This window comes from Rhizobium sp. BR 250 (assembly GCF_047445855.1).
Taxonomy (GTDB): Bacteria; Pseudomonadota; Alphaproteobacteria; order Rhizobiales; family Rhizobiaceae; genus Agrobacterium; species Agrobacterium tumefaciens_I.
This window is the reverse complement of sequence record NZ_JARWKW010000005.1, coordinates 161,731-182,644: the sequence shown is the minus strand read 5'-3', so window position 1 is coordinate 182,644 and position 20,914 is coordinate 161,731. Positions and strand designations below refer to the sequence as shown.

Annotated in this window: 19 protein-coding genes; 8 read left to right on the top strand and 11 right to left on the bottom strand. The window is 58.9% G+C overall.

Annotated features, from left to right (window positions below; translation table 11 throughout):
* Positions 1-31: 31 nt before the first annotated feature.
* The 4 genes from thiB to QD336_RS10210 all read left to right on the top strand — a co-directional run bounded on the left by thiB (position 32) and on the right by QD336_RS10210 (position 5,172).
* Complete coding sequence (gene thiB, locus QD336_RS10225; RefSeq protein WP_499170517.1) at positions 32-1,045, top strand: thiamine ABC transporter substrate binding subunit; 1,014 nt, start codon at positions 32-34, stop codon at positions 1,043-1,045.
* A 19-nt stretch (positions 1,046-1,064) separates the two neighbouring features.
* Positions 1,065-2,690, top strand: a complete 1,626-nt coding sequence (gene thiP, locus QD336_RS10220; RefSeq protein WP_499170516.1) for a thiamine/thiamine pyrophosphate ABC transporter permease ThiP — start codon at positions 1,065-1,067, stop codon at positions 2,688-2,690.
* Positions 2,687-3,403, top strand: coding sequence for a thiamine ABC transporter ATP-binding protein (gene thiQ, locus QD336_RS10215; protein WP_499170515.1), 717 nt, complete (start codon positions 2,687-2,689; stop codon positions 3,401-3,403). The genes thiP and thiQ overlap by 4 nt, the downstream gene beginning before the upstream one ends.
* A gap of 254 nt (positions 3,404-3,657) precedes the next feature.
* A complete protein-coding gene (locus tag QD336_RS10210; protein WP_499170513.1) occupies positions 3,658-5,172 on the top strand; it encodes a M48 family metalloprotease in 1,515 nt (504 codons plus the stop codon).
* 12 nt (positions 5,173-5,184) lie between these two features.
* On the opposite strand, the gene QD336_RS10205 is transcribed toward QD336_RS10210, so the two are convergent.
* Positions 5,185-5,778 (bottom strand): TetR/AcrR family transcriptional regulator, encoded by a 594-nt coding sequence (locus tag QD336_RS10205; protein WP_499170657.1) that lies wholly within the window; start codon positions 5,776-5,778, stop codon positions 5,185-5,187.
* A 97-nt stretch (positions 5,779-5,875) separates the two neighbouring features.
* Between QD336_RS10205 and QD336_RS10200 the strand changes: the two genes are divergently transcribed.
* Positions 5,876-6,385, top strand: coding sequence for a DinB family protein (locus QD336_RS10200; RefSeq protein WP_499170512.1), 510 nt, complete (start codon positions 5,876-5,878; stop codon positions 6,383-6,385).
* 56 nt (positions 6,386-6,441) lie between these two features.
* Here the strand turns inward: QD336_RS10200 and leuC are convergent, their stop codons facing one another.
* Positions 6,442-7,851, bottom strand: coding sequence for a 3-isopropylmalate dehydratase large subunit (gene leuC / locus QD336_RS10195; RefSeq protein WP_269346818.1), 1,410 nt, complete (start codon positions 7,849-7,851; stop codon positions 6,442-6,444).
* A 428-nt stretch (positions 7,852-8,279) separates the two neighbouring features.
* Here leuC and QD336_RS10190 point away from each other — a divergent pair, with 428 nt between their 5' ends.
* On the top strand, positions 8,280-9,557 hold the full coding sequence (locus tag QD336_RS10190; protein WP_499170510.1) for an MFS transporter: 1,278 nt from the start codon (positions 8,280-8,282) through the stop codon (positions 9,555-9,557).
* Between the two features lie 116 nt (positions 9,558-9,673).
* On the opposite strand, the gene QD336_RS10185 is transcribed toward QD336_RS10190, so the two are convergent.
* The 4 genes from QD336_RS10185 to rplS form a co-directional block, all read right to left on the bottom strand.
* On the bottom strand, positions 9,674-10,612 hold the full coding sequence (locus tag QD336_RS10185; protein WP_269346822.1) for a calcium-binding protein: 939 nt from the start codon (positions 10,610-10,612) through the stop codon (positions 9,674-9,676).
* A 180-nt stretch (positions 10,613-10,792) separates the two neighbouring features.
* Positions 10,793-12,106 carry an HlyD family type I secretion periplasmic adaptor subunit gene (locus QD336_RS10180; RefSeq protein ID WP_499170509.1) on the bottom strand — a complete coding sequence of 438 codons (1,314 nt, stop codon included), beginning with the start codon at positions 12,104-12,106 and terminating at the stop codon, positions 10,793-10,795.
* Positions 12,099-13,832: a type I secretion system permease/ATPase gene (locus QD336_RS10175; RefSeq protein WP_499170507.1), complete on the bottom strand. Its 1,734-nt coding sequence runs from the start codon at positions 13,830-13,832 to the stop codon at positions 12,099-12,101. Before QD336_RS10175 ends, QD336_RS10180 begins: the two co-directional genes overlap by 8 nt.
* Before the next feature lie 335 nt (positions 13,833-14,167).
* A complete protein-coding gene (gene rplS, locus QD336_RS10170; protein WP_046799594.1) occupies positions 14,168-14,707 on the bottom strand; it encodes a 50S ribosomal protein L19 in 540 nt (179 codons plus the stop codon).
* Positions 14,708-14,975: 268 nt separating this feature from the next.
* On the opposite strand from rplS, the gene QD336_RS10165 reads away from it, so the two are divergent.
* Positions 14,976-15,722, top strand: coding sequence for a sulfite exporter TauE/SafE family protein (locus tag QD336_RS10165; protein WP_499170506.1), 747 nt, complete (start codon positions 14,976-14,978; stop codon positions 15,720-15,722).
* Here the strand turns inward: QD336_RS10165 and trmD are convergent.
* The 5 genes from trmD to ffh all read right to left on the bottom strand — a co-directional run bounded on the left by trmD (position 15,704) and on the right by ffh (position 19,404).
* Positions 15,704-16,402 carry a tRNA (guanosine(37)-N1)-methyltransferase TrmD gene (gene trmD / locus QD336_RS10160; RefSeq protein WP_499170505.1) on the bottom strand — a complete coding sequence of 233 codons (699 nt, stop codon included), beginning with the start codon at positions 16,400-16,402 and terminating at the stop codon, positions 15,704-15,706. The genes QD336_RS10165 and trmD overlap by 19 nt on opposite strands.
* A gap of 3 nt (positions 16,403-16,405) precedes the next feature.
* Complete coding sequence (gene rimM / locus QD336_RS10155) at positions 16,406-16,972, bottom strand: ribosome maturation factor RimM (protein WP_499170504.1); 567 nt, start codon at positions 16,970-16,972, stop codon at positions 16,406-16,408.
* A 120-nt stretch (positions 16,973-17,092) separates the two neighbouring features.
* Entirely contained in the window at positions 17,093-17,470 is a 378-nt protein-coding gene (rpsP, locus tag QD336_RS10150) for a 30S ribosomal protein S16 (protein ID WP_004443943.1), read from the bottom strand.
* A 33-nt stretch (positions 17,471-17,503) separates the two neighbouring features.
* Positions 17,504-17,821 carry a chorismate mutase gene (locus QD336_RS10145; protein WP_269346833.1) on the bottom strand — a complete coding sequence of 106 codons (318 nt, stop codon included), beginning with the start codon at positions 17,819-17,821 and terminating at the stop codon, positions 17,504-17,506.
* Between the two features lie 11 nt (positions 17,822-17,832).
* A complete protein-coding gene (gene ffh, locus QD336_RS10140) occupies positions 17,833-19,404 on the bottom strand; it encodes a signal recognition particle protein (RefSeq protein WP_499170502.1) in 1,572 nt (523 codons plus the stop codon).
* Between the two features lie 325 nt (positions 19,405-19,729).
* Between ffh and QD336_RS10135 the strand changes: the two genes are divergently transcribed.
* Complete coding sequence (locus QD336_RS10135; protein ID WP_499170501.1) at positions 19,730-20,800, top strand: MBL fold metallo-hydrolase; 1,071 nt, start codon at positions 19,730-19,732, stop codon at positions 20,798-20,800.
* Positions 20,801-20,914: the final 114 nt, after the last annotated feature.

The following is a 20,914-nucleotide window of genomic DNA, read 5'->3' as shown; positions in this document are numbered from 1 at the left end:
ATTTCCCTTCTCGTTTTTTGAGGAGATACCCGTGCGCCGTCGTCTTTTCCTGAATTCCGTCATTGCCGCCTCGCTGTTCCTGCCCGGTTTCGCCGTGGCTCAGGACAAGCCGGAACTGACCGTCTACACCTATGAAAGCTTCGTTTCCGAATGGGGTCCGGGTCCCAAGGTGAAGGAAGTCTTCGAGAAGGTCTGCGGCTGCACGGTCAATTTTGTGGGTGTCGCGGATGGCGTGGCGCTGCTCAACCGTCTGAAACTTGAGGGCAGCGGTTCCAAGGCGGATGTCGTTGTTGGTCTCGACACCAATCTTGTCGCGGAAGCCAAACAGACCGGCCTTTTTGACGCCAGCGGCATCGATGCATCGGCGGCCAAGGCGCCGGGCGGTTATACCGACGATGTTTTCGTGCCCTATGATTATGGGCATTTCGCTGTCATCTATGATACGCAGACGGTGAAAAACCCGCCGGCGAGCCTCAAGGAGCTGGTGGAAGGCGACCCTGCGCAGAAGATCGCCATTCAGGACCCGCGTACTTCCACGCCGGGGCTCGGCCTGCTTTTGTGGGTAAAATCGGTTTATGGCGACAAGGCGCCGGAGGCCTGGACAAAGCTCAGGAAGCGCATTCTCACCGTCACGCCGGGCTGGTCGGAATCCTATGGCCTGTTCACCAAGGGGGAGGTGCCGATGGTGCTCTCCTACACCACCTCGCCTGCCTATCACATGGTCGCCGAAAAGTCGGACCGTTATCAGGCCGCGGTCTTTTCCGAAGGGCATTACATCCAGATCGAAGTGTCTGGCCTTCTCAAAAATGCACCGCATAAGGAGCTGGCAAAGCAGTTCCTCGCTTTCACGCTGACCTCAGGTTTTCAGGATGCCATCCCGGAAAACAACTGGATGATGCCGGTCGCGGCAACCTCGACGCCCTTGCCCGAGGCATTTTCCAAACTCGTCGTGCCGCAGAAGACCTTCCTGATGGATCCCGAAGAAGTGGCGAAGAACCGCAAGGCGTGGATCGACGAATGGCTTGCCGCCATGAGCATGAACTGAGGAAGAGGCACGCCCGCGCATGATGCTGCGTCGCGATTATCGGCGATCGATCATTTTCGGGACGGCGGCTTTTGCCGCCGTTTTCCTGTTCATGGCGCTTGCGGTTTTTGCGCTGCTGTCATTTGACGCTGGCGCATCCGCCGCCGGTATCATGGATGCCTATACGTTGCGCATCCTGCGCTTCACGCTGTATCAGGCCACGCTCTCCACCCTTTTGTCCATCACTCTTGGCCTGCCCGTCGCTCTGGCGCTCGCCCGACGGAAAGAGTTTCCGGGAAGGATCTGGATCATCCGGCTGATGGCGGTGCCAATGGGGCTGCCGGTGATCGTCGGCGCTTTCGGCATCATCACCATCTGGGGCCGGCAGGGTGTGCTGAACAGTGCCCTTGTTTTTGCCGGTGTGGATGAGCCTTTCAGCATTTATAGCCTTTCCGGTATTCTCATTGCTCACGTCTTCTTCAATCTGCCACTTTGCGTGCGGCTGATGCTGGCGGGGCTGGAGCGTATTCCGGGGGAATATTGGCGCATGGCGGCAAGTCTCGGCATGGGGCCGGTTTCGGTTTTCCGTTTCATCGAATGGCCGGCGGTCTCGCGGCTCATTCCCGGCATTGCCGGGTTGGTTTTCATGCTGTGCGCCACCAGCTTCACGCTTGTGCTTCTTCTCGGCGGCGGGCCGGCGGCGACAACGCTGGAGGTGGCGATCTATCAGGCGCTGCGGTTCGATTTCGATCCGCAGCGGGCAATCGCGCTATCGGTTCTGCAGATCGCCCTCACCGCAATCCTGCTCGGAATGCTCGCCTTTCTGCCGTCACCGGAAGCGGAAATCTCGTCGCTTGGTCGCAGCATCCGCCGTTTCGACGGCAAAAGTACCGCTGCACGCCTGTGGGACGGGGCGGCAATCGTTTTTGCCGTTTTCCTGATCGGGCTGCCGCTTGTCGCCATAGCGGTTTCGGGGCTGCAGGCCGATCTGCCGCGTCTGCTCACCGCGCCGGTCTTCCTGCGCGCCGCGGCGACCAGTCTTGCAATCGCCATGCTGTCGGCAATTCTCGTCGTCCTTTGCTGCATGGCGATCATCGGCGCGCGTCAGGCTGTCAACTCCAGACGCAGGGTGGCCTGGCCTCTCCGCCTGCTTTCCGCAGTCCTTGGGGCGGGGGCGTCGCTGGTGCTGCTTGTGCCGCCCGTCGTGCTGGGAAGCGGATGGTTCCTGCTGCTGCGGGTGTTCGGTGATGTCAGCTTTTATGCGCCCGTTCTCGTGGCGCTCATCAATATGTTGATGGCCTTACCCCTTGCCATGCGGGTGATGGAGCCGGCTTTCACCAGCCATTTTCTGCGCACTGGCCGGCTTTCCGCCAGTCTCGGGCTTCAGGGCCTGTCGCGGCTGCGGTTTGCCGATCTGCCGGTTCTGTGGCGGCCCGTGCTGATGGCACTTTCCTTTGCCATGGCGCTGTCGCTTGGTGATCTCGGGGCGGTTGCGCTGTTCGGATCGGAAAGTTTCGTCACCTTGCCCTGGCTGGTTTATAGCAATATGGGCAGCTATCGCACCAATGATGCCGCCGGTTATGCCTTCCTCCTCGGTGTCGTTTGCCTGCTGCTGGCCGCAGGCGGCGTTTCGCGGCAATCCCAATCAGCAAGGGCGAGCATATGACGGGTCATGATTTTGCCGTTGAGTTGGACAAGGTCACGCTGCGGCTTGGAGCGCAGGATTTCGATCTCGATTGCGCCTTCCCGCAAGGTCAGGTGACCGCCGTTGTGGGTGCCTCCGGTTCGGGAAAATCGACTCTCCTTAATCTTGTCGCTGGTTTTGAGGTGCCGGATTCCGGTCGCGTAGTGATCGATGGGCAGGATATGACGGCACAAGATCCTTCGGAGAGACCGGTTTCGTCGATCTTTCAGGACAATAATCTTTTTGCCCATCTCGATATTTTCACCAATGTCGCTCTCGGCGTCAGCCCCGGGCTGAAATTGCGGGCGGAAGACCGGCAGAGGATCGAGGTGGCGCTGGCGCGCGTCGGCCTTGCGGGTTTCGACAAGCGCCTGCCGGGCACGCTTTCCGGCGGGGAAAGACAGAGGGCGGCGCTGGCGCGTGCGCTGGTGCGGAAAAAACCGGTCATGTTGCTCGACGAGCCCTTCGCCGCGCTCGATCCGGGATTGCGGGCGGGCATGGCCTCTTTGCTTCTCGACTTGCATGATGAAACAAAAAATACGGTGATTATTGTCACGCATCACCCCGATGACATAAGAAAGCTGGCGCAGCGGGTGGTTTTTCTTGAGCGCGGCCGCGTTGTCTATGCAGGCTCGACCGCAGATTTCTTCACCACACAAAATGTGAAGGCGGTCGACAGTTTTCTGAATGGCTGATCGCCTTATTTTCGACGCGCGCCGCTGGCAATCGCTTTAGATGACTTCAATGGCGCTAATTTGCACTTGCCAGTTTCAAGTTGTTGTCCGAGAAAAGATGGGAATTATTGCGTTCTTCAGGAATATTCCGGACTTGATGGATCGTTTTTACCGCTTTGGCATTCATCGCCCATTGGGGCGAATCTGTTATTCTGGTCTGCAATTAACGGATGATCAGGAACGTTAAGGGGCAGGCATAGAGAATGAAAAATAGCATGACTGCACAGCGGAGGCTCTTCTCCGGTTCAGGCCTTCGCCGTTCCGGCCGGCTTGCTGCGGCCTGGTCCGCGCTGACGGCGTCCGCCGTGTTGCTGTCATCGTGCCAGTCTCTCTTCAGCCCGGCCTACCAGTCCACATTGCGTCCCTCGGACAATCCCCAGACTGTGGAAGAGGTGCAGAAGAATGATCCCCGCGCTCAGATGGGCGCGCGCGAGCATCCGCGCATCGTCGCAAGTTATGGCGGCGAATATCGTGACGCCAAGACGGAGCGGCTGGTCGCCCGCATTGCCGGCGCGCTGACGGCCGTCTCGGAAAATCCGCAGCAATCCTATCGAATCACCATTCTGAACTCCCCCGCCATCAATGCTTTCGCATTGCCCGGCGGATATCTCTACGTGACGCGCGGACTTCTGGCGCTCGCCAATGATGCTTCGGAAGTGGCGGCGGTGCTGTCGCACGAGATGGGCCATGTGACCGCAAACCACGGCATCGAACGCCAGCGCCGCGAAGAGGCCGAGGTGATTGCGAGCCGCGTAGTCGCCGAGGTGCTGTCGAGCGACCTTGCCGGCAAGCAGGCACTAGCCCGCGGCAAGCTGCGGCTTGCGGCCTTCTCCCGCCAACAGGAATTGCAGGCGGACGTGATCGGCGTTCGTATGCTGGGCGAGGCTGGCTACGATCCCTTCGCATCGCCGCGTTTTCTGGATTCCATGGCGGCCTATGCGCGGTTCTCCTCGGCTGATCCCGAAAACGACCAGAGCCTCGACTTCCTTTCCAGCCACCCCAATACGCCGCAGCGCATCGAGCTTGCCCGCCGTCACGCCCGTGCCTTCGGCCAGGAAGGTCAGGTCGGGGATCGTGGCCGCGACTGGTTTCTGGATGGCATAGATGGCCTGCTTTATGGCGACAGTCCGCAGGAAGGTTACGTCCGCGGTCAGACATTCCTGCATGGAACGCTGGGTATCCGCTTCGATGTGCCGGAAGGTTTCGTCATCGACAACAAGGTGGAGGCCGTTCTGGCGACGGGGCCGGGCGACATGGCGATCCGTTTCGACGGCGTGGCAGATCCGAAACAGACGAGCCTTGCCAATTACCTGACCAGCGGCTGGGTTGCCGGCCTGTTGCCGGAAACCGTCAAGGAAACGCAGATCAATGGTCTGGAAGCTGCGACAGCCCACGCCAGCGCGGATAAATGGGATTTCGACGTGACCGTCATTCGTGTCGGGCAGCAGATTTTCCGGTTCCTGACGGCGGTGCCGAAGGGCAATACGCAGCTTGATTCCATCGCCAATATATTGCGTACCAGCTTCCGCAAGATGACGCCGCAGGAGATCGCCTCGCTGAAGCCGCTGAGGGTGCGGGTGGTGACGGTGAAGTCCGGTGAAACCGTGGCGACGATGGCAGCACGGATGATGGGAACCGACCGGAAGCTCGACATGTTCCGCATGATCAACGCGATGAGCGCCACGGCCACCATTCAGCCCGGTCAGCGGGTGAAGATCATTTCGGAATGAGCTGAGAAGCTTTTATTGGCCGCTTGCCTTCGACAGATAGGCGTGAACGAGTGCGATCATTTCCCGCCTGACTTTGGGTGACTGCAATTCTCCACGGCGGGCGGCATTGTGAATGATGCCGTCGATGGCGTCTGATACGATCAGGGCCGCCGTTCTGCTCTCTGCCTTCGAACTAGCCATATGTGTCGCGATCGCGGCCGCATAGAGACCGAGATATTCCTGTTCGAAGGCGCTGTTCGGATCGTTCATTCCCTCGTGGCTCGGCGCGTCATCCAGAAGGACCTTGTGAAGGCCGGGATGGATGCTGTGGACCGCGATCATGCCGGTCACGAGTTCTTCCACGAATTTGGCAAGCGATTGCTGCCGTTCGGCAACACGCTTCATCACCGAGAGGCAGTCCTCGAGGTGACGGTGGCGCACCGCTTCCACGATCGAAACCTTGTCCGGGAAATATTGATAAAGCGAGCCGATGCTGACACCAGCCGTTTCTGCCACCTTGTTCGTGGTGAAGCCTGCCCAGCCGTGATCGCTCAAAATGCGAGCCGCTGCGTGGATGACGGCATCGACCGTGGCTCTGGAACGCTTCTGACGTGGCTCCTTGCGCATCTCGGTCTTCCGCTTGGCAATGCGAGTAGACAAGCCGTCCTCCATGGCGAAAATATAAACATAATGCTCACATTTTTCAGATGTAAAGGATATTGTCATGAGGGATTTGCTCAGGAGCCTGCTCGGCTATCACGCATGGGCGAACAGGGACTTGTTCGAGAAGCTGCAACATCTCGATCCCGATCGAAACGCATCCGAACGCCACGCCGCCATTCGGCTGATCAATCACTATTACGTCGTCGCAAGGATTTTTTCGGGTCACCTCACCGGAACGGCACACGGTTTTCTCTCGGACAATACCGAGGCAACACCGCAACTGGGTGATCTTGCGAAGGATGTCGCCGCTCTTGATGGCTGGTATCTCGATTATATCGAGGCAACATCGCCGGCGTCGCTCGGCGAGTTCGTCGCCTTCACCTTTACGGATGGCGACAGGGGGTACATGTCCCGCGCAGAGATGATCTCACATATGGTCCTGCATGCCGGCATTCACAGGGGCGAGGTTGCGCGTATTTTGAGCCAGCTCGCCATCACGCCGCCCTGGGATACTTTTGCGGTATTTCTGCATGGGACGCAGCTGCAGCGGCGTTTGCAAGGGGCGCAATAAAAAGCCACCCACCCCTGTGCGGGGCAGGTGGCTCGTCTTAAGCGGACTTCAGGCTCTTATTCCCACTCGCGCACGTCGACGAAATGACCGGCAATCGCCGCCGCTGCCGCCATGGCGGGGGAGACGAGGTGGGTGCGGCTCTTGTAACCCTGACGGCCCTCGAAATTGCGGTTCGAGGTCGAGGCGCAACGTTCGCCGGGCTTCAGGCGGTCGTCATTCATGGCAAGGCACATGGAGCAGCCCGGTTCGCGCCACTCGAAACCGGCGTCGAGGAAAATCTTGTCCAGACCTTCCTTTTCCGCCTGTTCCTTCACGAGGCCGGAGCCGGGCACGATCATGGCCGAGACGGTGGGGGCCACCTTGCGGCCATCGACGATCTTCGCCGCCGCACGCAGATCCTCGATGCGGCCATTGGTGCAGGAGCCGATGAAGACGCGGTCGATGGCGATATCGGTGATGCGCGTGCCGGGCTTCAGGCCCATATATTCAAGCGCGCGCCACTTGGAGGTGCGCTTGTTTTCTTCCGCGATATCGTCCGGATTGGGAACGATGCCCTGAACGGAGGTCACGTCTTCCGGTGATGAACCCCAGGAGACGATGGGCGGCAGGTTGGCCGCATCCAGCACCACGACCTTGTCGTAATGAGCGCCTTCATCGGATTTCAGCGTCTTCCAATAGGCTATGGCCTGTTCCAGCGTTTCGCCCTTCGGTGCGCGCGGCTTGTCCTTGATGTAGTCGAAGGTCGTCTCATCCGGTGCGATCAGACCGGCGCGGGCTCCGCCTTCGATGGTCATGTTGCAGACCGTCATGCGGCCTTCCATGGAGAGCGACCGGATTGCCTCGCCGGCAAATTCGATCACATGGCCGGTGCCGCCGGCGGTGCCGATCTCGCCGATAATGGCAAGGATGATATCCTTGGCCGTGACGCCTTCCGGAATCTTGCCGTCGACACGCACCAGCATGTTCTTGGCCTTTTTCTGGATCAGTGTCTGGGTGGCCAGAACATGTTCCACTTCCGAAGTGCCGATGCCATGGGCGAGTGCGCCGAAAGCACCGTGGGTGGAGGTGTGGCTGTCACCGCAGACGATGGTCATGCCGGGCAGGGTGAAGCCCTGTTCGGGGCCAACGATATGGACGATGCCCTGGCGCTTGTCGCGCTCGGAATAATATTCCACACCGAAATCCTTGGCGTTCTGCGCAAGCGCTTCCACCTGAATACGGCTTTCCTCGTTCTTGATGCCTTCCAGCCTGTCGGCGGTGGTCGGGACGTTATGGTCGACCACAGCCAGCGTGCGGGTCGGCGAATGGACCGGGCGGCCGGCCATACGCAGACCTTCGAAGGCCTGTGGGCTCGTCACCTCGTGCACGAGGTGACGGTCGATGTAGAGAAGACAGGTTCCGTCCGGGTCACGATTGACGACGTGGTCGTCCCAGATCTTGTCATATAAGGTGCGGGGTGCGCTCATGGCTCTATGCCTTGTCATGAAAAAGGGTAATCGGGGTTCAAAAAGGCGGTGGACAGCGGGTGCTGTCAGGCGAGCCTAAGTCGGCTGGTGAGCGCCCCGGAAACGCGCGCAAAGAACCGTGCCGGCAGACGCTTGTGGTCCTGCAGCACGTAAACATTCTGTGCGAGACATCCGAATTTAGATCCCATGGCAGCCTTCATAGCAGATCGCCGGTTTTACGGCAATATGGATGCGTATTGTCGGCAGAGCGGTTGATGGGCGGCTCTTATATGCGCTGCACCATGCTATTCCGGTCGTGACTTGCCTGTTCTGCGGAGGTTCCGCCCATTGTCATGATGCGATGCAACTTGCGTATTTTGCGACGCACATATAGATGGGTTCCCTTATCATCTGCATTTCGACGAGAAATCGAAGGGAGGGAAAAGCATATGGTATCCGAAAAAGCCCTTATCTCGAAGATCACCTGGCGGCTGATGCCGTTTCTTGGCCTTCTCTATCTCATCGCCTATATCGACCGCCAGAATGTCAGCTATGCCAAGCTGCAGATGGTCGATGCGCTGAGCCTGAGCGAATATGCCTACGGTCTTGGCGCTTCGCTGTTCTTCATCGGTTACTTCATCTTCGAAGTTCCGAGCAACCTGTTCCTCAACCGTTTCGGCGCCAGCAAATGGTTCGCCCGCATTCTGGTTTCCTGGGGTGCCGTCACCATCGCGCTTGCCTATACGCAGAACGCCACGATGTTCTACATCCTGCGCTTCCTGCTCGGGCTTTGCGAGGCTGGCTTCTTCCCCGGCGTGCTGTTCTTGATGACGCTCTGGTTCCCGCGTGATTATCGCGGCCGCATGATCGGCCTGTTCATGATCTTCAGCGCGCTTGCCAATGCCATCGGCGCGCCGCTCGGCGGCATGCTGCTCGATCTCGACGGTTTCCTCGGTTATGCCGGCTGGGAATGGGTATTCTTGGCAACGGGTATTCCGGCTGTCATCGCCGGCGTCGCCACCTTCTTTTATCTGGATGATACGCCCGAAAAGGCGAAGTTCCTGACACAGGACGAGAAGGACTGGCTGAAGAATCGTCTGGCCGAAGAAAACAAGGGCATGGAAGATCATGCGGAAGACGGCTTTAAGGCGCTGACCAATCCGCGTGTCCTGTTCATGGCGCTTTGTTATGTCGGTTTTCCGCTGGCGGCCTACGGTCTCAGCTACTGGCTTCCGACGATCGTGAAGAGCTTCGGCGTTTCCAATACCGCCAATGGCTTCATCAACATCATCCCCTGGGTGATCGTCGCCATTGCCCTGTTCATCGTGCCTTTGGCCGCCGACAAGGCAAAGAACAAGACGCCCTATATCGTTGGCCCTGCCTTCGTCGGCGCCTTCTGCCTGCTGATGTCGGCGCTGCTCAGCGATCCCGTCTTGCAGTTTGCCTTCCTGTGCGTTGCCGCTGCGGGTATCTTTGCCGGCCAGCCGGTATTCTGGAGCCTGCCCGGCCGCTTCCTCAAGGGTGCGGGTGCGGCTGCTGGCATTGCCGCCATCAATTCCGTCGGCAATCTGGGTGGCTTCGTGGCGCAGAATGTCGTGCCCTGGATCAAGGATCAGACCGGCAGCACCATCGCGCCGATGTTCTTCCTCGCCCTGTGCCTGGCGCTTGCGGGCGTATTGGTCATCATCGCCACGCGTAAAATGGGGAGCCAGGCCAAGATGGCCTGACCTTGAAGAAAGCGACAGCCGTAAATTACGGCTCTCATACATACAAAAATCGTGGCCCGGATAGTTCCGGGCCACGACTATTTTAAGCACTGTTGTATGCGATCCCTTTGAGGGAATTATGCGGTGAACCAGTCGCTACCGGTCAGGTGAACGCCGGAAAGAACGATTTTCTCGCCCTTGTGCTCGCCAGTGACGTTGTAGGTAAGGATGGTGTCGCTATCGCTCGTCGATACTGCCCAGTTATCGATCACCGTACCGACCAGCTTGAGCTTGTCCTTGACGACGTCAAAGCCTTCAATGCTGTCGGTGGCAAGGCTCTTGGCCATGTCGCCGAGATTGAAGACGAAAGTGTCGGCGCCACCGCTTGCCTTGATGTTGTCGATGCCCTTGCCGCCGGTTACCAGCGAGGAAGCAAGGTTCACACCGCTCAGGTCGATCGTATCGTTGCCGGCACCGGCATCGATCTTGACGGTGGTGAAGCTGCCGTCGGTGACGCCAGCGCCGCCGTTCACAGCCTGGGCGCTGACAATACCGCCCGTACCTCCGGCGGAAGTGTCGTTGAACGCCTTGCCTGCCTTGAAAGTGATGGTGTCGTTGCCGGCACCGGTATCGACGTTGAAGGCATTTACCCAGAACTTCTCGTTCGAAACGAGGGAGACGGTGACCGTGTCGTTGCCCGAGCCCGTGGAAATATTGCCACGCTTGGCGTTGAGAACTTCAACGTTGGAGGAACCCGTGCCGCCGAGGTGAACGTCGACGTGAACGAAATCCTTGAACGAAAGGTTTTCGGATGTGTTGGATTTGGCGAGGACGTTTTTCACGGAGTTCCACGCCGTTACGACGTCGAAATTGAAGCTGTTGGTATCGGCATTGTATCCGACAGCGACCTTGGCGGCCGGGTTGTCGACCTGAACGATGCCGGTATTGAGCGAGGAGCCGTTCTTGGTCTGCGTCGTCGCTTCATCGAGGAGTTTGTATGTTTCCTGATCGACCGGATTGGTGAGCGAAGCGACCGTGTAAGCGCCGCCGTTACCGAAAGTTACCGTCAATGCCATGTTACTCTCCCATAAATTTTTGAGAATGAATTGAAGTGAAAATGTGCTTTTGGATAAATGTGCATGCAATTTCTAATCCATAAAAATTCATAGTACAATATATTAATTCGTTTTTTATAAAAATTGATAATAATAATATTTATGGAAATTTTTACTGGATAACGCGTTTTTGGTGATGAATTATTCCTGAACGAATGTCTTTCTAAGTCTATCCTGGAATGGCTTCACAAAATAAGAAAGAACACTCCTTTCGCTGGTCTGTATGAATACTTCAGCGGGCATGCCGGGGTACAACCGCCCACCTGGCAGATGAGACATGCCGGTCTTGTCGGGTTTGATGCGCAGCGCGTAATAGGATGCGCCAGTTCGGGGATCTGCCTGCAGATCGGGGGCAACGACAGCAACTTCCGCGCTCAAATCCGGCGTCGTGCTTTGATTGAATGCCGTGAAGCGAACGGTAACCGGCTGCCCGACGTAAATCTGATCGATGTCGCGCGGGGTTATATTGGCTTCGATGGCAAGCTCATCCTGCTCCGGCACGACCAGCATCAGCACTTCACCCGGTTGGATGACGCCATTTATGTTGTGCACTGAAAGCTGGTAGATGCGACCGGAAATCGGCGAGCGGATATCGAGGCGATCCAGCTGGTCGCGCGTTGCTGCAAGCCGTTCTTCGTATTCTGCGACCGTTGCTTCGATCGCGGTCAGATCTTTCGTGACTTCCGATTTGCGGTCTTCGTCGAGCTGAAGCAATTGCAGATCCAGTTCGCTCAGCTTGCCCACCGTCTGCGCGCGAGCCGCCATATATTGGCCCTGCTGACCCTCGAGATTGGAAAGCTGGCGCTTGAGGAGATTGAGGCGCTGAAGCGTGACGAGCCCTTTTTTGAAGAGCTCATCGGTCTTGGAAACATCGTCCTTTACAATGGCAAGCTCATTTCCCGTCGCCTCCACCTGCACCTCGAGACCCCGTGCCTCGTCGGCCAGCTGATCCTTGCGTGTTCCGAGCTGCTTTTTCATCCCGACCAACGCGTTGCGACGGCTGCTGAAAAGGTTCTGCTCACTGTCGATGAAGGTCTTGGCGGCCTTGGAAGTCGTCAGCGCCGCCAGGTCTTCCTGCACGGTGAAAGAGGGTTCCTCGGCAATCTCCGCACGCAGGCGCGCCCGGCGCGAATAGAGTTGCGCGAGCGTGTTTTCAACGATGGAGAGGTTTGCCTGAACGATCGTGCTGCTCAGCCGCACCACGATCTGGCCTGCCTCGACCCTGTCGCCTTCGGCGACATCGATTTCGCTGACGATCCCGCCGGAAAGATGCTGGATCTTTTTGGAGTTGCCCTCAACCACAACCCGGCCCGTGGCCACCACGGCGCCCGCAAGCTTCGCGAGGGCCGCCCAGCCGCCCAATCCGACCAGAAGGCCGAGGGCAAGAACGATCACCGCCGCCGAGTGCCTGACGATGGACGGATTTGTCATACCGGCTTTTTCCGCCTCAGCCATTTTCGCTCACCCGGTTTTCGATCTTGCGTGTTTCTTCCCCCTCCGGCACCTGGCGGATATTCTGTCGTAGGATTTGCGCAAGCACCTCTTCCTTGGTGCCGAAGCGCAGCATCCGGCCATTGCTCATCACCATCACCAGATTGATGCTTTCGATGGCGCTGGGGCGATGGGCAATGACGACGACGATGCCGCCCCGCGCCCTGATATCGCCAATGGCAGTGCGCAGGGCCGCTTCGCCTTCACTGTCCAGATTGGAGTTCGGTTCGTCGAGAAGAACGAAGAAGGGCTCGCCGAACAGCGCGCGTGCCAGGCCGATGCGCTGTTTTTGCCCACCCGACAAAGCCTCGCCACGATCGCCTATGTGGGTGTCGTAGCCATTGGGCAGGTTCAGGATCAGCTCATGCACCTGAGCGGCCTTGGCGGCGGCGACGATCGATTCCGCGGTCGCATCACGGTCGAAGCGGGCGATATTCTGCGCCACTGTTCCCGGCATTAGCTCCACCTGCTGGGGCATGTAGCCGATGGATTTGCCGAGAAACTCGAAATCCCACTGGTTCAGTGCCGCCCCATCGAAGCGGACGGAGCCGCGTTCATAGGGCCAGATGCCGGCTATCAAACGTGCCAGCGTAGATTTGCCGGATGCGCTCGGGCCAATGATGCCGAGACCATCGCCCGCATTCAGCGTGAAGGAGATATCGGCCACGGTATCGCGCGCACCATTGGGCGGGCCACCGGTGACGCGATCGACGGCAACGGTATATTGCGGACGCGGCAGGGAGAGAGGCGGTGCGGGTTCGGGCACCAGTTCAAGGAATTCGTTGACGCGTTTCCACCCCTGCCGGGCAGTCATGAAACTGCGCCAGTTTGCAATCGCATGTTCGACGGGACCGAGCGCCTTTGCCGAGAGGATCGAGCCGGCAATGATGCTGCCCGCCGATGCGTGGCCGTCGATCACCAGCACGGCGCCAAGCGCCATGACACCGGATTGCAGCAACAGGCGGAATGTTCGGGATATTGCGCCAAGCATGCCGGTCGTATCGGATGCCGACAGGGTGATGGCGCGATAGCCGGAATGCAGCTCATCCCACATCGAGGTCACCGCTCCCATCATGCCCATGGTCCTGATGGATTCGATGTTGCGCTGGCTGCTGCCGACAAGCGCGTTTCTGTGTCCCCGCACAGTATAGGCCTGCTTTGTCGCTCTTTCGGTCAGCCAATTGGTCAGCAGCGTCAGCACGACAAGGACCACGGCGCCGGCGAGCACGGCAAAGCCGATCCACGGATGCAGGGCAAAACAGATCACGAGATAGACGGGCAGCCAGGGTATATCGAAAAAGGCCGCCGGTCCCGGCCCGGAGAGAAACTGACGAATCTGGTCGAGATCGGCGATAATCTGCAAACCATCGACTTTGGCGGAAGCGATGAGCGGTGTGCTGATCGACGCCCGGAAAAGCTTCCGATTGAGCGCGTCGTCCATATTGTCGGAGATGCGCGCCAATATCCGGCCTCGCAATGCATCGAACCCCGTAAGAAACGCGTAGAGAACGACAAGCAGAACAACCAGCGCCACAAGAGATGGAATGCTCTTGCTGGGCAGAATCCGGTCGTAAACTTCCAGCATGAAAAGTGAGCCGGAAAGATTGAGAACGTTCATCAACGCGCTGGCGAGGCCAACGGCGAAAAAGGCAGACTTATTTCTTGTTAAAAAAGAATTAAAGAAAAACATAATAACACCTAAAACAGCAAGAAAATTGCACAATAAAAGGAATTAGGCAATGCTATTCGAGGAAGGGCTAAAACACCCGCACGAAAAATTTAAGTAAGTATCCGTTATCTTGTTGGAATTTGCCGTATCCTCCCATGAAAAAAGACTGAAGGACGTGCGGCCGACGGGAAGGATGGCGGCTTTTCTTTCGGTTTTCTGGCCTATCGCCCGTCGCGCATAGTTCAGGTCAGGTATCGAATTCCCAATCTGTGGGCTGCGACTTCCGATTGGCAGTCAGGCACCACAAAAAAAGGCGACCCGAAGGTCGCCTTTCGTGCATCCATCGAAATGGAATCTTATTCCGCCGTTGCTTCTGCAGCCTTTGCTGCTTCTTCCGCTGCCTTGGCTTCTGCGGCTTCGGCTGCTGCCTTTTCGGCGGCGAGAGCCTGTGCTGCTGCTACCTTTTCAGCTTCCAGACGTGCCTTTTCTTCGGCAGCTGCCTGGCGCTCGGATTCATTCAGCTTGCGCGCGCGCGTACCGGTGTTTTCAACGATACGGGCAGCCTTGCCGCGACGGTCGCGCAGGTAGTAGAGCTTCGCGCGGCGAACCTTACCACGGCGAACGATTTCAACGCCTTCGACCAGCGGGGAGTAGATCGGGAATACGCGCTCGACGCCTTCGCCGTAGGAGATCTTGCGAACGGTGAAGCTTTCGGAAAGACCACCGCCGGAACGGGCGATGCAAACGCCTTCATAAGCCTGAACGCGGGTACGGTTACCTTCCGTCACGCGCACGTTGACGCGTAGCGTGTCGCCCGGAGAAAAGTCCGGCAGGGTGCGCTTTGCTTCGATCTTGGCAGCCTGTTCGGCTTCCAGCTGCTGAATGATATTGGTCATGTTAACCTCTGATTTCTTCTGAAACAGCCAGAGCGCTCAACGGTTCGCCTGTCGGTCAATGCCTTCAGACCATGCCTTGCGGCAGGAGCGGGTTCGCCATTCTTTGCTTGCGGTTAAAGGGGTAAACCCCAATTCCACGCGGGCACATACACGAGGATGCGCCGTTTGTCATCCCTTTCATGACAATATTTTATCAATTACGCACTGCGTCACGGTGATTGCGAAGGCGCGTCTGCCCGGTTATGGCATGGGAACCTTGGGAGGGGCCATGTCTGTATTTATCATTCTCATGCTGTTTGCGACCGGTTTCCTGTCGGGTGTCGTCAATGCGATCGCCGGTGGCGGCACCTTCCTGACCTTCGGGGCGATGACGCTTGCCGGCCTGCCGCCCATCGTCGCCAATGCCACGTCGGCGATCGTGCAGTTTCCGGGCTATATCACTTCCGTTATCGCCTATGGGCCGGAAATCCGTGCACATTGGCGCGAAGCGGTCTCGCTGTCTGTCGTCTCCATTGTCGGCGGGCTTGCCGGGTCGCTGCTTCTGCTGTCGCTCGACAATCCGTCCTTCCGTCAGCTGGTGCCATGGCTGCTTCTGGCCGCTACCGCCGTTTTCGCCGGCGGCCCATGGCTGCGACCAAAGGCGAGCGCGGAACGTTCACCCGGCAATCTGCCGAGCCTCGTCTTTCAGGGGCTCGCCTCCATCTATGGCGGTTTTTTCGGAGCGGGCATGGGCATTATGATGCTGGCCATCCTCGGAATAACCTCGGGTGGCAGCTATCATCATCTGAACGCGCTGAAGAACCTGCTGTCGGTGGTGATTGCCGTCATCGCCATCACGATCTTTGTCAGCGGCGGGGTCGTGTCCTGGTGGGCCGCCCTCATCATGTTCCCGGCGGCGGCACTTGGCGGTTATGTGGGCGTGCATACTGCTAGGCGGGTGCCGCAATGGATCATCCGCTGGCTGGTCATTGCGGTCGGGCTGGTGCTGACGGCCTATTATTTCGTCTCGGTCTGAGTACTTTCCAGCAGATCGGGCCGTCTTTCCTTCGTCAACGCCAGCGCCTGTTCGTGCCGCCATTTATCGATGGCGGCATGGTTGCCTGAGGTGAGGACGGCGGGAATATCGCGGCCTTCCCAGAGCTGTGGGCGGGTATAATGCGGATGTTCCAGCAACCCACCCTCGAAGCTTTCATGCACGCCGGAAAGATCGTTGCCCATGACGCCCGGCAGGATGCGGACGACGGCATCCAGAAGCGTCAGCGCCGCCGGTTCGCCACCGGAGAGGATGTAGTCGCCAATCGACACTTCCTCCAGTCCACGCGCCTCGATGACGCGCTGGTCGACACCTTCGAAACGGCCGCAGACGATGATCGCGCCTTCGCCGGCCGCCAGTTCCCGCACGCGGGTCTGAGACAGGGGTTTGCCGCGCGGGCTCATCAGCAGCCGTGGCCGGGTGTCGCCATTTGAAACATGATCGATGGCCGTAGCCAGAACATCGGGCTTCAGCACCATGCCGGCACCGCCGCCTGCCGGCGTGTCATCGACGCTTCTGTGCCTGTCGGTGGCGAATTCGCGGATCTGCACGGCATCCAGAGACCATTGCCCCCGCTCCAGCGCCTTGCCGGCCAGCGAATATTGGAGATGCCCCGGAAACATTTCCGGGTAGAGCGTCAGCACGGTCGCCTTGAAGGTCATGGATTATTTCTTGCCGAACGGCGGTACGCCGGTTTCGTTCTTGTCGTCAGGATTGTCGATCAGGCCGGCGGCCATGGGATCGATGAGAATGCGCCCCGCTTCCAGATCGATCTCAAGCACGGCCGCTTCTGAAAATGGAATAAGGGCGGGCCGGCGGCCGGCGCCTTTCAGTTCCAGCAGATCGCCGGCGCCGAAATCATAGACGGCGCTGACGGCACCATAGCTTTTTCCCTCGGCGTCAACGGCTTCCAGCCCTTCGAGATCGGCATAATAGAATTCGTCGTCATCGAGTTCGTCATCCGGCAGATTGTCGCGTTCGACAAAGAGTTCCAGCCCGTTCAGGCTTTCGGCCGCATTGCGGTCGTTGATGCCACGGAAGCGGACAACGACGACATTCTTGCCCTCGCGCAGTTCCAGAATCTCGAAGACGCGGCCATCGGCGGTGACCAGATTGCCGTAATCGCCAAGCGCCAGAGGGTCGGCCGTATAGGTGCTGACACGGACTTCGCCGCGCAGGCCCTGCGCGCCGCCGATCTTTGCCATGAGTACCGGGTTTTCCAGCTTTGCCATCGGGCCGTCCGTCTTCTGGTGTTGGTTGCGTCAGCTTTAAGGTTTGTTGACGCCAAAATAAACAAAAAACGGGCGGCATGGAAAACCACGCCGCCCGTTCTTCAAAAGTTTCCGTGCAGATTATTCTGCAGCAGAGGCTTCCGCAGCAGCAGCGGCTGCATCTTCAGCCTTCTGCTTCTTTTCAGCAACGCGTTCCAGAGCGCGCTTGCCCGGCTTTGCCTTTTCCGGGTTGCTGCGAGCGGCGCGCTCGGCAAGGCCGGCTTCGGCGAGGAAGCGCAGAACGCGGTCGGTCGGCTGCGCGCCCTTGGCGATCCATTCCTTGATGAGGTCAGCCTTCAGCTCAACGCGCTGCGGGTTGTCCTTGGCGAGCATCGGGTTCCAGGAACCGACCTTCTCGAGGAAACGGCCGTCGCGGGGCGAGCGGGCGTCAGCAACGACGATCTGGTAGTACGGGCGCTTCTTGGAACCACCGCGTGCGAGACGAATTTTCAGTGCCATGTCATTTACTCCTTAGGATGGCTTGTCCGCCGTTCAGGCGGTCTTTTCATTACCGCCATGTTCGGCGGCTATTGCTTCATGATGCCGGATGACTTCCTTGATGACGAAGTTCAGGAACTTCTCGGCGAAATCCGGGTCCAGATTGGCGTCCTTCGCCAGACGGCGAAGGCGTTCGATCTGGTATTCCTCGCGCGCCGGGTCGGCCGGCGGCAAACTGTATTTTGCCTTCAATACGCCCACCGCCTTGGTGCAGCGGAAACGTTCGGCAAGAATGTGAACCAGTGCGGCATCGATATTGTCGATCGACTGGCGGTATTCGGAAAGCTGGGCTTTCACCTCTGCATTGTTCATCGGCGTCGACCTCACTTCTTTTTCGGGAAACCGGGCAGGCCCGGCATGCCACCAAGACCCGGCAGCTTTGCCCCACCGAGACCGGGCAGCCCGCCCGGCAGGCCGCCAAGACCTGGCATTGCGCCCGGCTTGCCGAGGCCGGCGGCTTCAGCCTGTTTCTGGAGCGCCTCAAGCTGCTTGGGATCAATGTTCGACAGGTCAGGCATGCCGCCGCCCATCATGCCACCAAGCCCCATCTTGCCGGCAAGGCCGCCCATCATCTGTTTCATGATGCCGCCTTTGCCCTTGCCGCCCATGGCCTTCATCATGTCGGCCATGCCGCGATGCATCTTCAGGAGCTTGTTGATTTCAGCGGCATCGGTGCCGGAACCGGCGGCGATGCGCTTCTTGCGGCTGTGCTTCAGAATGTCCGGATTGGCGCGTTCCGCCTTGGTCATGGAGGAGATGATGGCGATCTGACGGTCGAACATCTTGTCGTTCATACCGGCCGAGGCCATTTTGTCCTTCATGCCGGCCATGCCGGGCATAAGCCCCATGATGCCGCCCATGCCGCCCATCTTCTTCATCTGGCCAAGCTGGTCGGCCAGATCGTTGAGGTCGAACTTGCCCTTGGCCATTTTCTCGGCCATGGCGCGGGCTTTTTCCGCATCGATGTTTTCGGCGGCCTTTTCGACCAGCGAAACGATGTCGCCCATGCCGAGAATACGGTCGGCGATACGGCGCGGATGGAACTCATCGAGTTCGTTCATGCGCTCGCCGATACCGATCAGCTTGATCGGCTTGCCGGTGACGGCGCGCATGGAGAGGGCCGCACCGCCGCGGCCGTCGCCATCCATACGGGTGAGCACGAGACCGGTTATGCCGACACGCTCATCGAAATTGCGCGCCAGATTGACGGCGTCCTGACCGGTCAGCGAATCCGCGACCAGCAGGATTTCATGCGGGTTGGACTTCTTCTTGATGTCGGCCATTTCCAGCATCAAGGGTTCGTCGATATGGGTACGGCCGGCGGTATCGAGAATGACGACGTCATGGCCGCCGAGCTTTGCCGCCTGCACAGCGCGTGCGGCGATATCGGTCGGCGACTGGCCGGCGATGATCGGCAGCGTGTCGACGCCGGTCTGGACGCCGAGCTGGCGCAGCTGCTCCTGTGCGGCCGGACGACGCGTGTCGAGAGATGCCATCAGCACCTTCTTCTTGTCGCGGTCGGTCAGGCGCTTGGCGATCTTGCCGGTCGTGGTCGTCTTACCCGAGCCCTGCAGACCCACCATCATGATGACGACGGGAGCCGGGGCATGAAGGTCGATGGAGACGCCTTCGGTGCCGAGCATTTCGACAAGTTCGTCATGCACGATCTTGACGACCATCTGGCCGGGCTTGATGGATTTCAGGACGGCCGCGCCGACGGCCTTTTCACGCACCCTGTCGGTGAAGGAACGCACGACTTCCAGCGCCACGTCCGCTTCCAGAAGCGCACGGCGAACCTCGCGCAGGGCGGCGGCAACATCGGCTTCCGTCAGCGCGCCACGGCCGGTCAGTCCATTCAGAATGGAACCAAGGCGGTCCTGGAGGTTTTCAAACATCGTTTCTTCCTTCTTCGTTCCGGGTCTCCGAAACGTCGGTGCTTTCGCTGGCAAAAACAAGACGCAAAGCCAAAAAGCACCCGAGGGCGCATCGCGCTGTCGGGTGTTGACCTCCGGGATCTCTTTATACCTTTGCGGGTCCCGGTCGGCGGCTTGGAGTCATGAAACTGCCAGCTGATGGGCGGGATAAACAGGAAAGTGCGGGAAAAGTCAAGGCAGCGCCGGTTTATGGCTGGCAAAGCCCGCATTTCATCTTTGCGTGATCGGTCGCAGGCCGTTGTTGGCAGCGCTTGAACGGCGCCAATGCGCTTCCTATACCTTTGTCATGAAACGTCGAAACTTTTTTCGTTTTTCCGCACTTGGCCTGCTCGCTCTGGCGGGCGGCGGCCTTTATGCACGCCGTTCGAGCGCCAGCGCCTATTATAGCGGCCCGATCTCCGATCATTTCGACGGGGTACGCTTTTTCAATCCCGGCGGCACGCCGCCCGGCAATTTCATGGGCCTTTTGAAATGGCGCTTTAATGGCGAGCGTGCCACATGGCCGGAAAGTTATCCGAGCCCCTTTCCCTTCGCAAAGCCGGAAGCCCGGATCGAAGGTAAGGATATGCGTGTCACCTTCGTCGGCCATGCCTCCTTTCTCATCCAGACGGCAGGGCTGAATATTCTCGTTGATCCGGTATGGTCGCAGCGCACCAGCCCCTTCAGCTTTGCCGGTCCCAAACGGGTCAATGCACCCGGCATCCGTTTCGAGGACCTGCCGCCTATTGATCTGGCTCTGGTGACGCATAATCATTACGACCATCTGGATATGGAAACGCTGAAGCGCCTGCATGTGGCGCACAAGCCGCTTTTCATCACCCCACTCGGCAATGACGCCATCATCCGTACCGGCGTTCAGGCGGCGCGTATCGAGGTGGGGGACTGGGGCGATGTGGTGGAGACGGGTTCGGTGAAAATTCACTTCGAACCGTGCCACCACTGGTCGGCGCGCGGTTTGAACGATCGGAGCATGGCGCTCTGGGCCGCCTTCGTTATCGAAACGCCGGGCGGCAAGATTTACCATATCGGCGATACCGGCTTCCACGAAGGCCTCAACTATCACGCCGCACGCAAGAAGCATGGTGAATTCCGCCTCGCTAACCTGCCTTTCGGCGCCTATGAACCGCGCTGGTTCATGAAGGGCCAGCATCAGAACCCGGCGGAAGCCGTGGAAGGCATGAGGCTTTGCGGTGCGGCGCATGTCTGCGGCCACCATTGGGGTACGGTACAGCTTACCGATGAGGCGGTGGATGCACCGCTTGTGGCGCTTAAGGCCGCACTGACGGAGCAGGGGGCGGAGGAGAGCCGTTTCCGGCCGATGCGCCCCGGCGAGGTTTTCGACGTGCCTGCCGCCTGAGCCGCTGCCGCGTTTGCGCCGCAACAGTCTGGTAATTTCCCGTCCTTTCCGCCATATAGGGCGAAAGCGCGGGGAAATCCCGTATGCAAACCGGTTTTCAGACAGTTTTCAGGT

Bases quoted from the DNA above. Each gene is read 5' to 3' on its own strand.
- thiP (WP_499170516.1), top strand. From the start codon at position 1,065: ATGATGCTGCGTCGCGATTATCGGCGATCGATCATTTTCGGGACGGCG.
- thiQ (WP_499170515.1), top strand. From the start codon at position 2,687: ATGACGGGTCATGATTTTGCCGTTGAGTTGGACAAGGTCACGCTGCGG.
- QD336_RS10210 (WP_499170513.1), top strand. From the start codon at position 3,658: ATGACTGCACAGCGGAGGCTCTTCTCCGGTTCAGGCCTTCGCCGTTCC.
- QD336_RS10205 (WP_499170657.1), bottom strand. From the start codon at position 5,778: ATGCGCAAGGAGCCACGTCAGAAGCGTTCCAGAGCCACGGTCGATGCC.
- QD336_RS10200 (WP_499170512.1), top strand. From the start codon at position 5,876: ATGAGGGATTTGCTCAGGAGCCTGCTCGGCTATCACGCATGGGCGAAC.
- leuC (WP_269346818.1), bottom strand. From the start codon at position 7,851: ATGAGCGCACCCCGCACCTTATATGACAAGATCTGGGACGACCACGTC.
- QD336_RS10190 (WP_499170510.1), top strand. From the start codon at position 8,280: ATGGTATCCGAAAAAGCCCTTATCTCGAAGATCACCTGGCGGCTGATG.
- QD336_RS10185 (WP_269346822.1), bottom strand. From the start codon at position 10,612: ATGGCATTGACGGTAACTTTCGGTAACGGCGGCGCTTACACGGTCGCT.
- QD336_RS10180 (WP_499170509.1), bottom strand. From the start codon at position 12,106: ATGGCTGAGGCGGAAAAAGCCGGTATGACAAATCCGTCCATCGTCAGG.
- QD336_RS10175 (WP_499170507.1), bottom strand. From the start codon at position 13,832: ATGTTTTTCTTTAATTCTTTTTTAACAAGAAATAAGTCTGCCTTTTTC.
- rplS (WP_046799594.1), bottom strand. From the start codon at position 14,707: ATGACCAATATCATTCAGCAGCTGGAAGCCGAACAGGCTGCCAAGATC.
- QD336_RS10165 (WP_499170506.1), top strand. From the start codon at position 14,976: ATGTCTGTATTTATCATTCTCATGCTGTTTGCGACCGGTTTCCTGTCG.
- trmD (WP_499170505.1), bottom strand. From the start codon at position 16,402: ATGACCTTCAAGGCGACCGTGCTGACGCTCTACCCGGAAATGTTTCCG.
- rimM (WP_499170504.1), bottom strand. From the start codon at position 16,972: ATGGCAAAGCTGGAAAACCCGGTACTCATGGCAAAGATCGGCGGCGCG.
- rpsP (WP_004443943.1), bottom strand. From the start codon at position 17,470: ATGGCACTGAAAATTCGTCTCGCACGCGGTGGTTCCAAGAAGCGCCCG.
- QD336_RS10145 (WP_269346833.1), bottom strand. From the start codon at position 17,821: ATGAACAATGCAGAGGTGAAAGCCCAGCTTTCCGAATACCGCCAGTCG.
- ffh (WP_499170502.1), bottom strand. From the start codon at position 19,404: ATGTTTGAAAACCTCCAGGACCGCCTTGGTTCCATTCTGAATGGACTG.
- QD336_RS10135 (WP_499170501.1), top strand. From the start codon at position 19,730: ATGAAACGTCGAAACTTTTTTCGTTTTTCCGCACTTGGCCTGCTCGCT.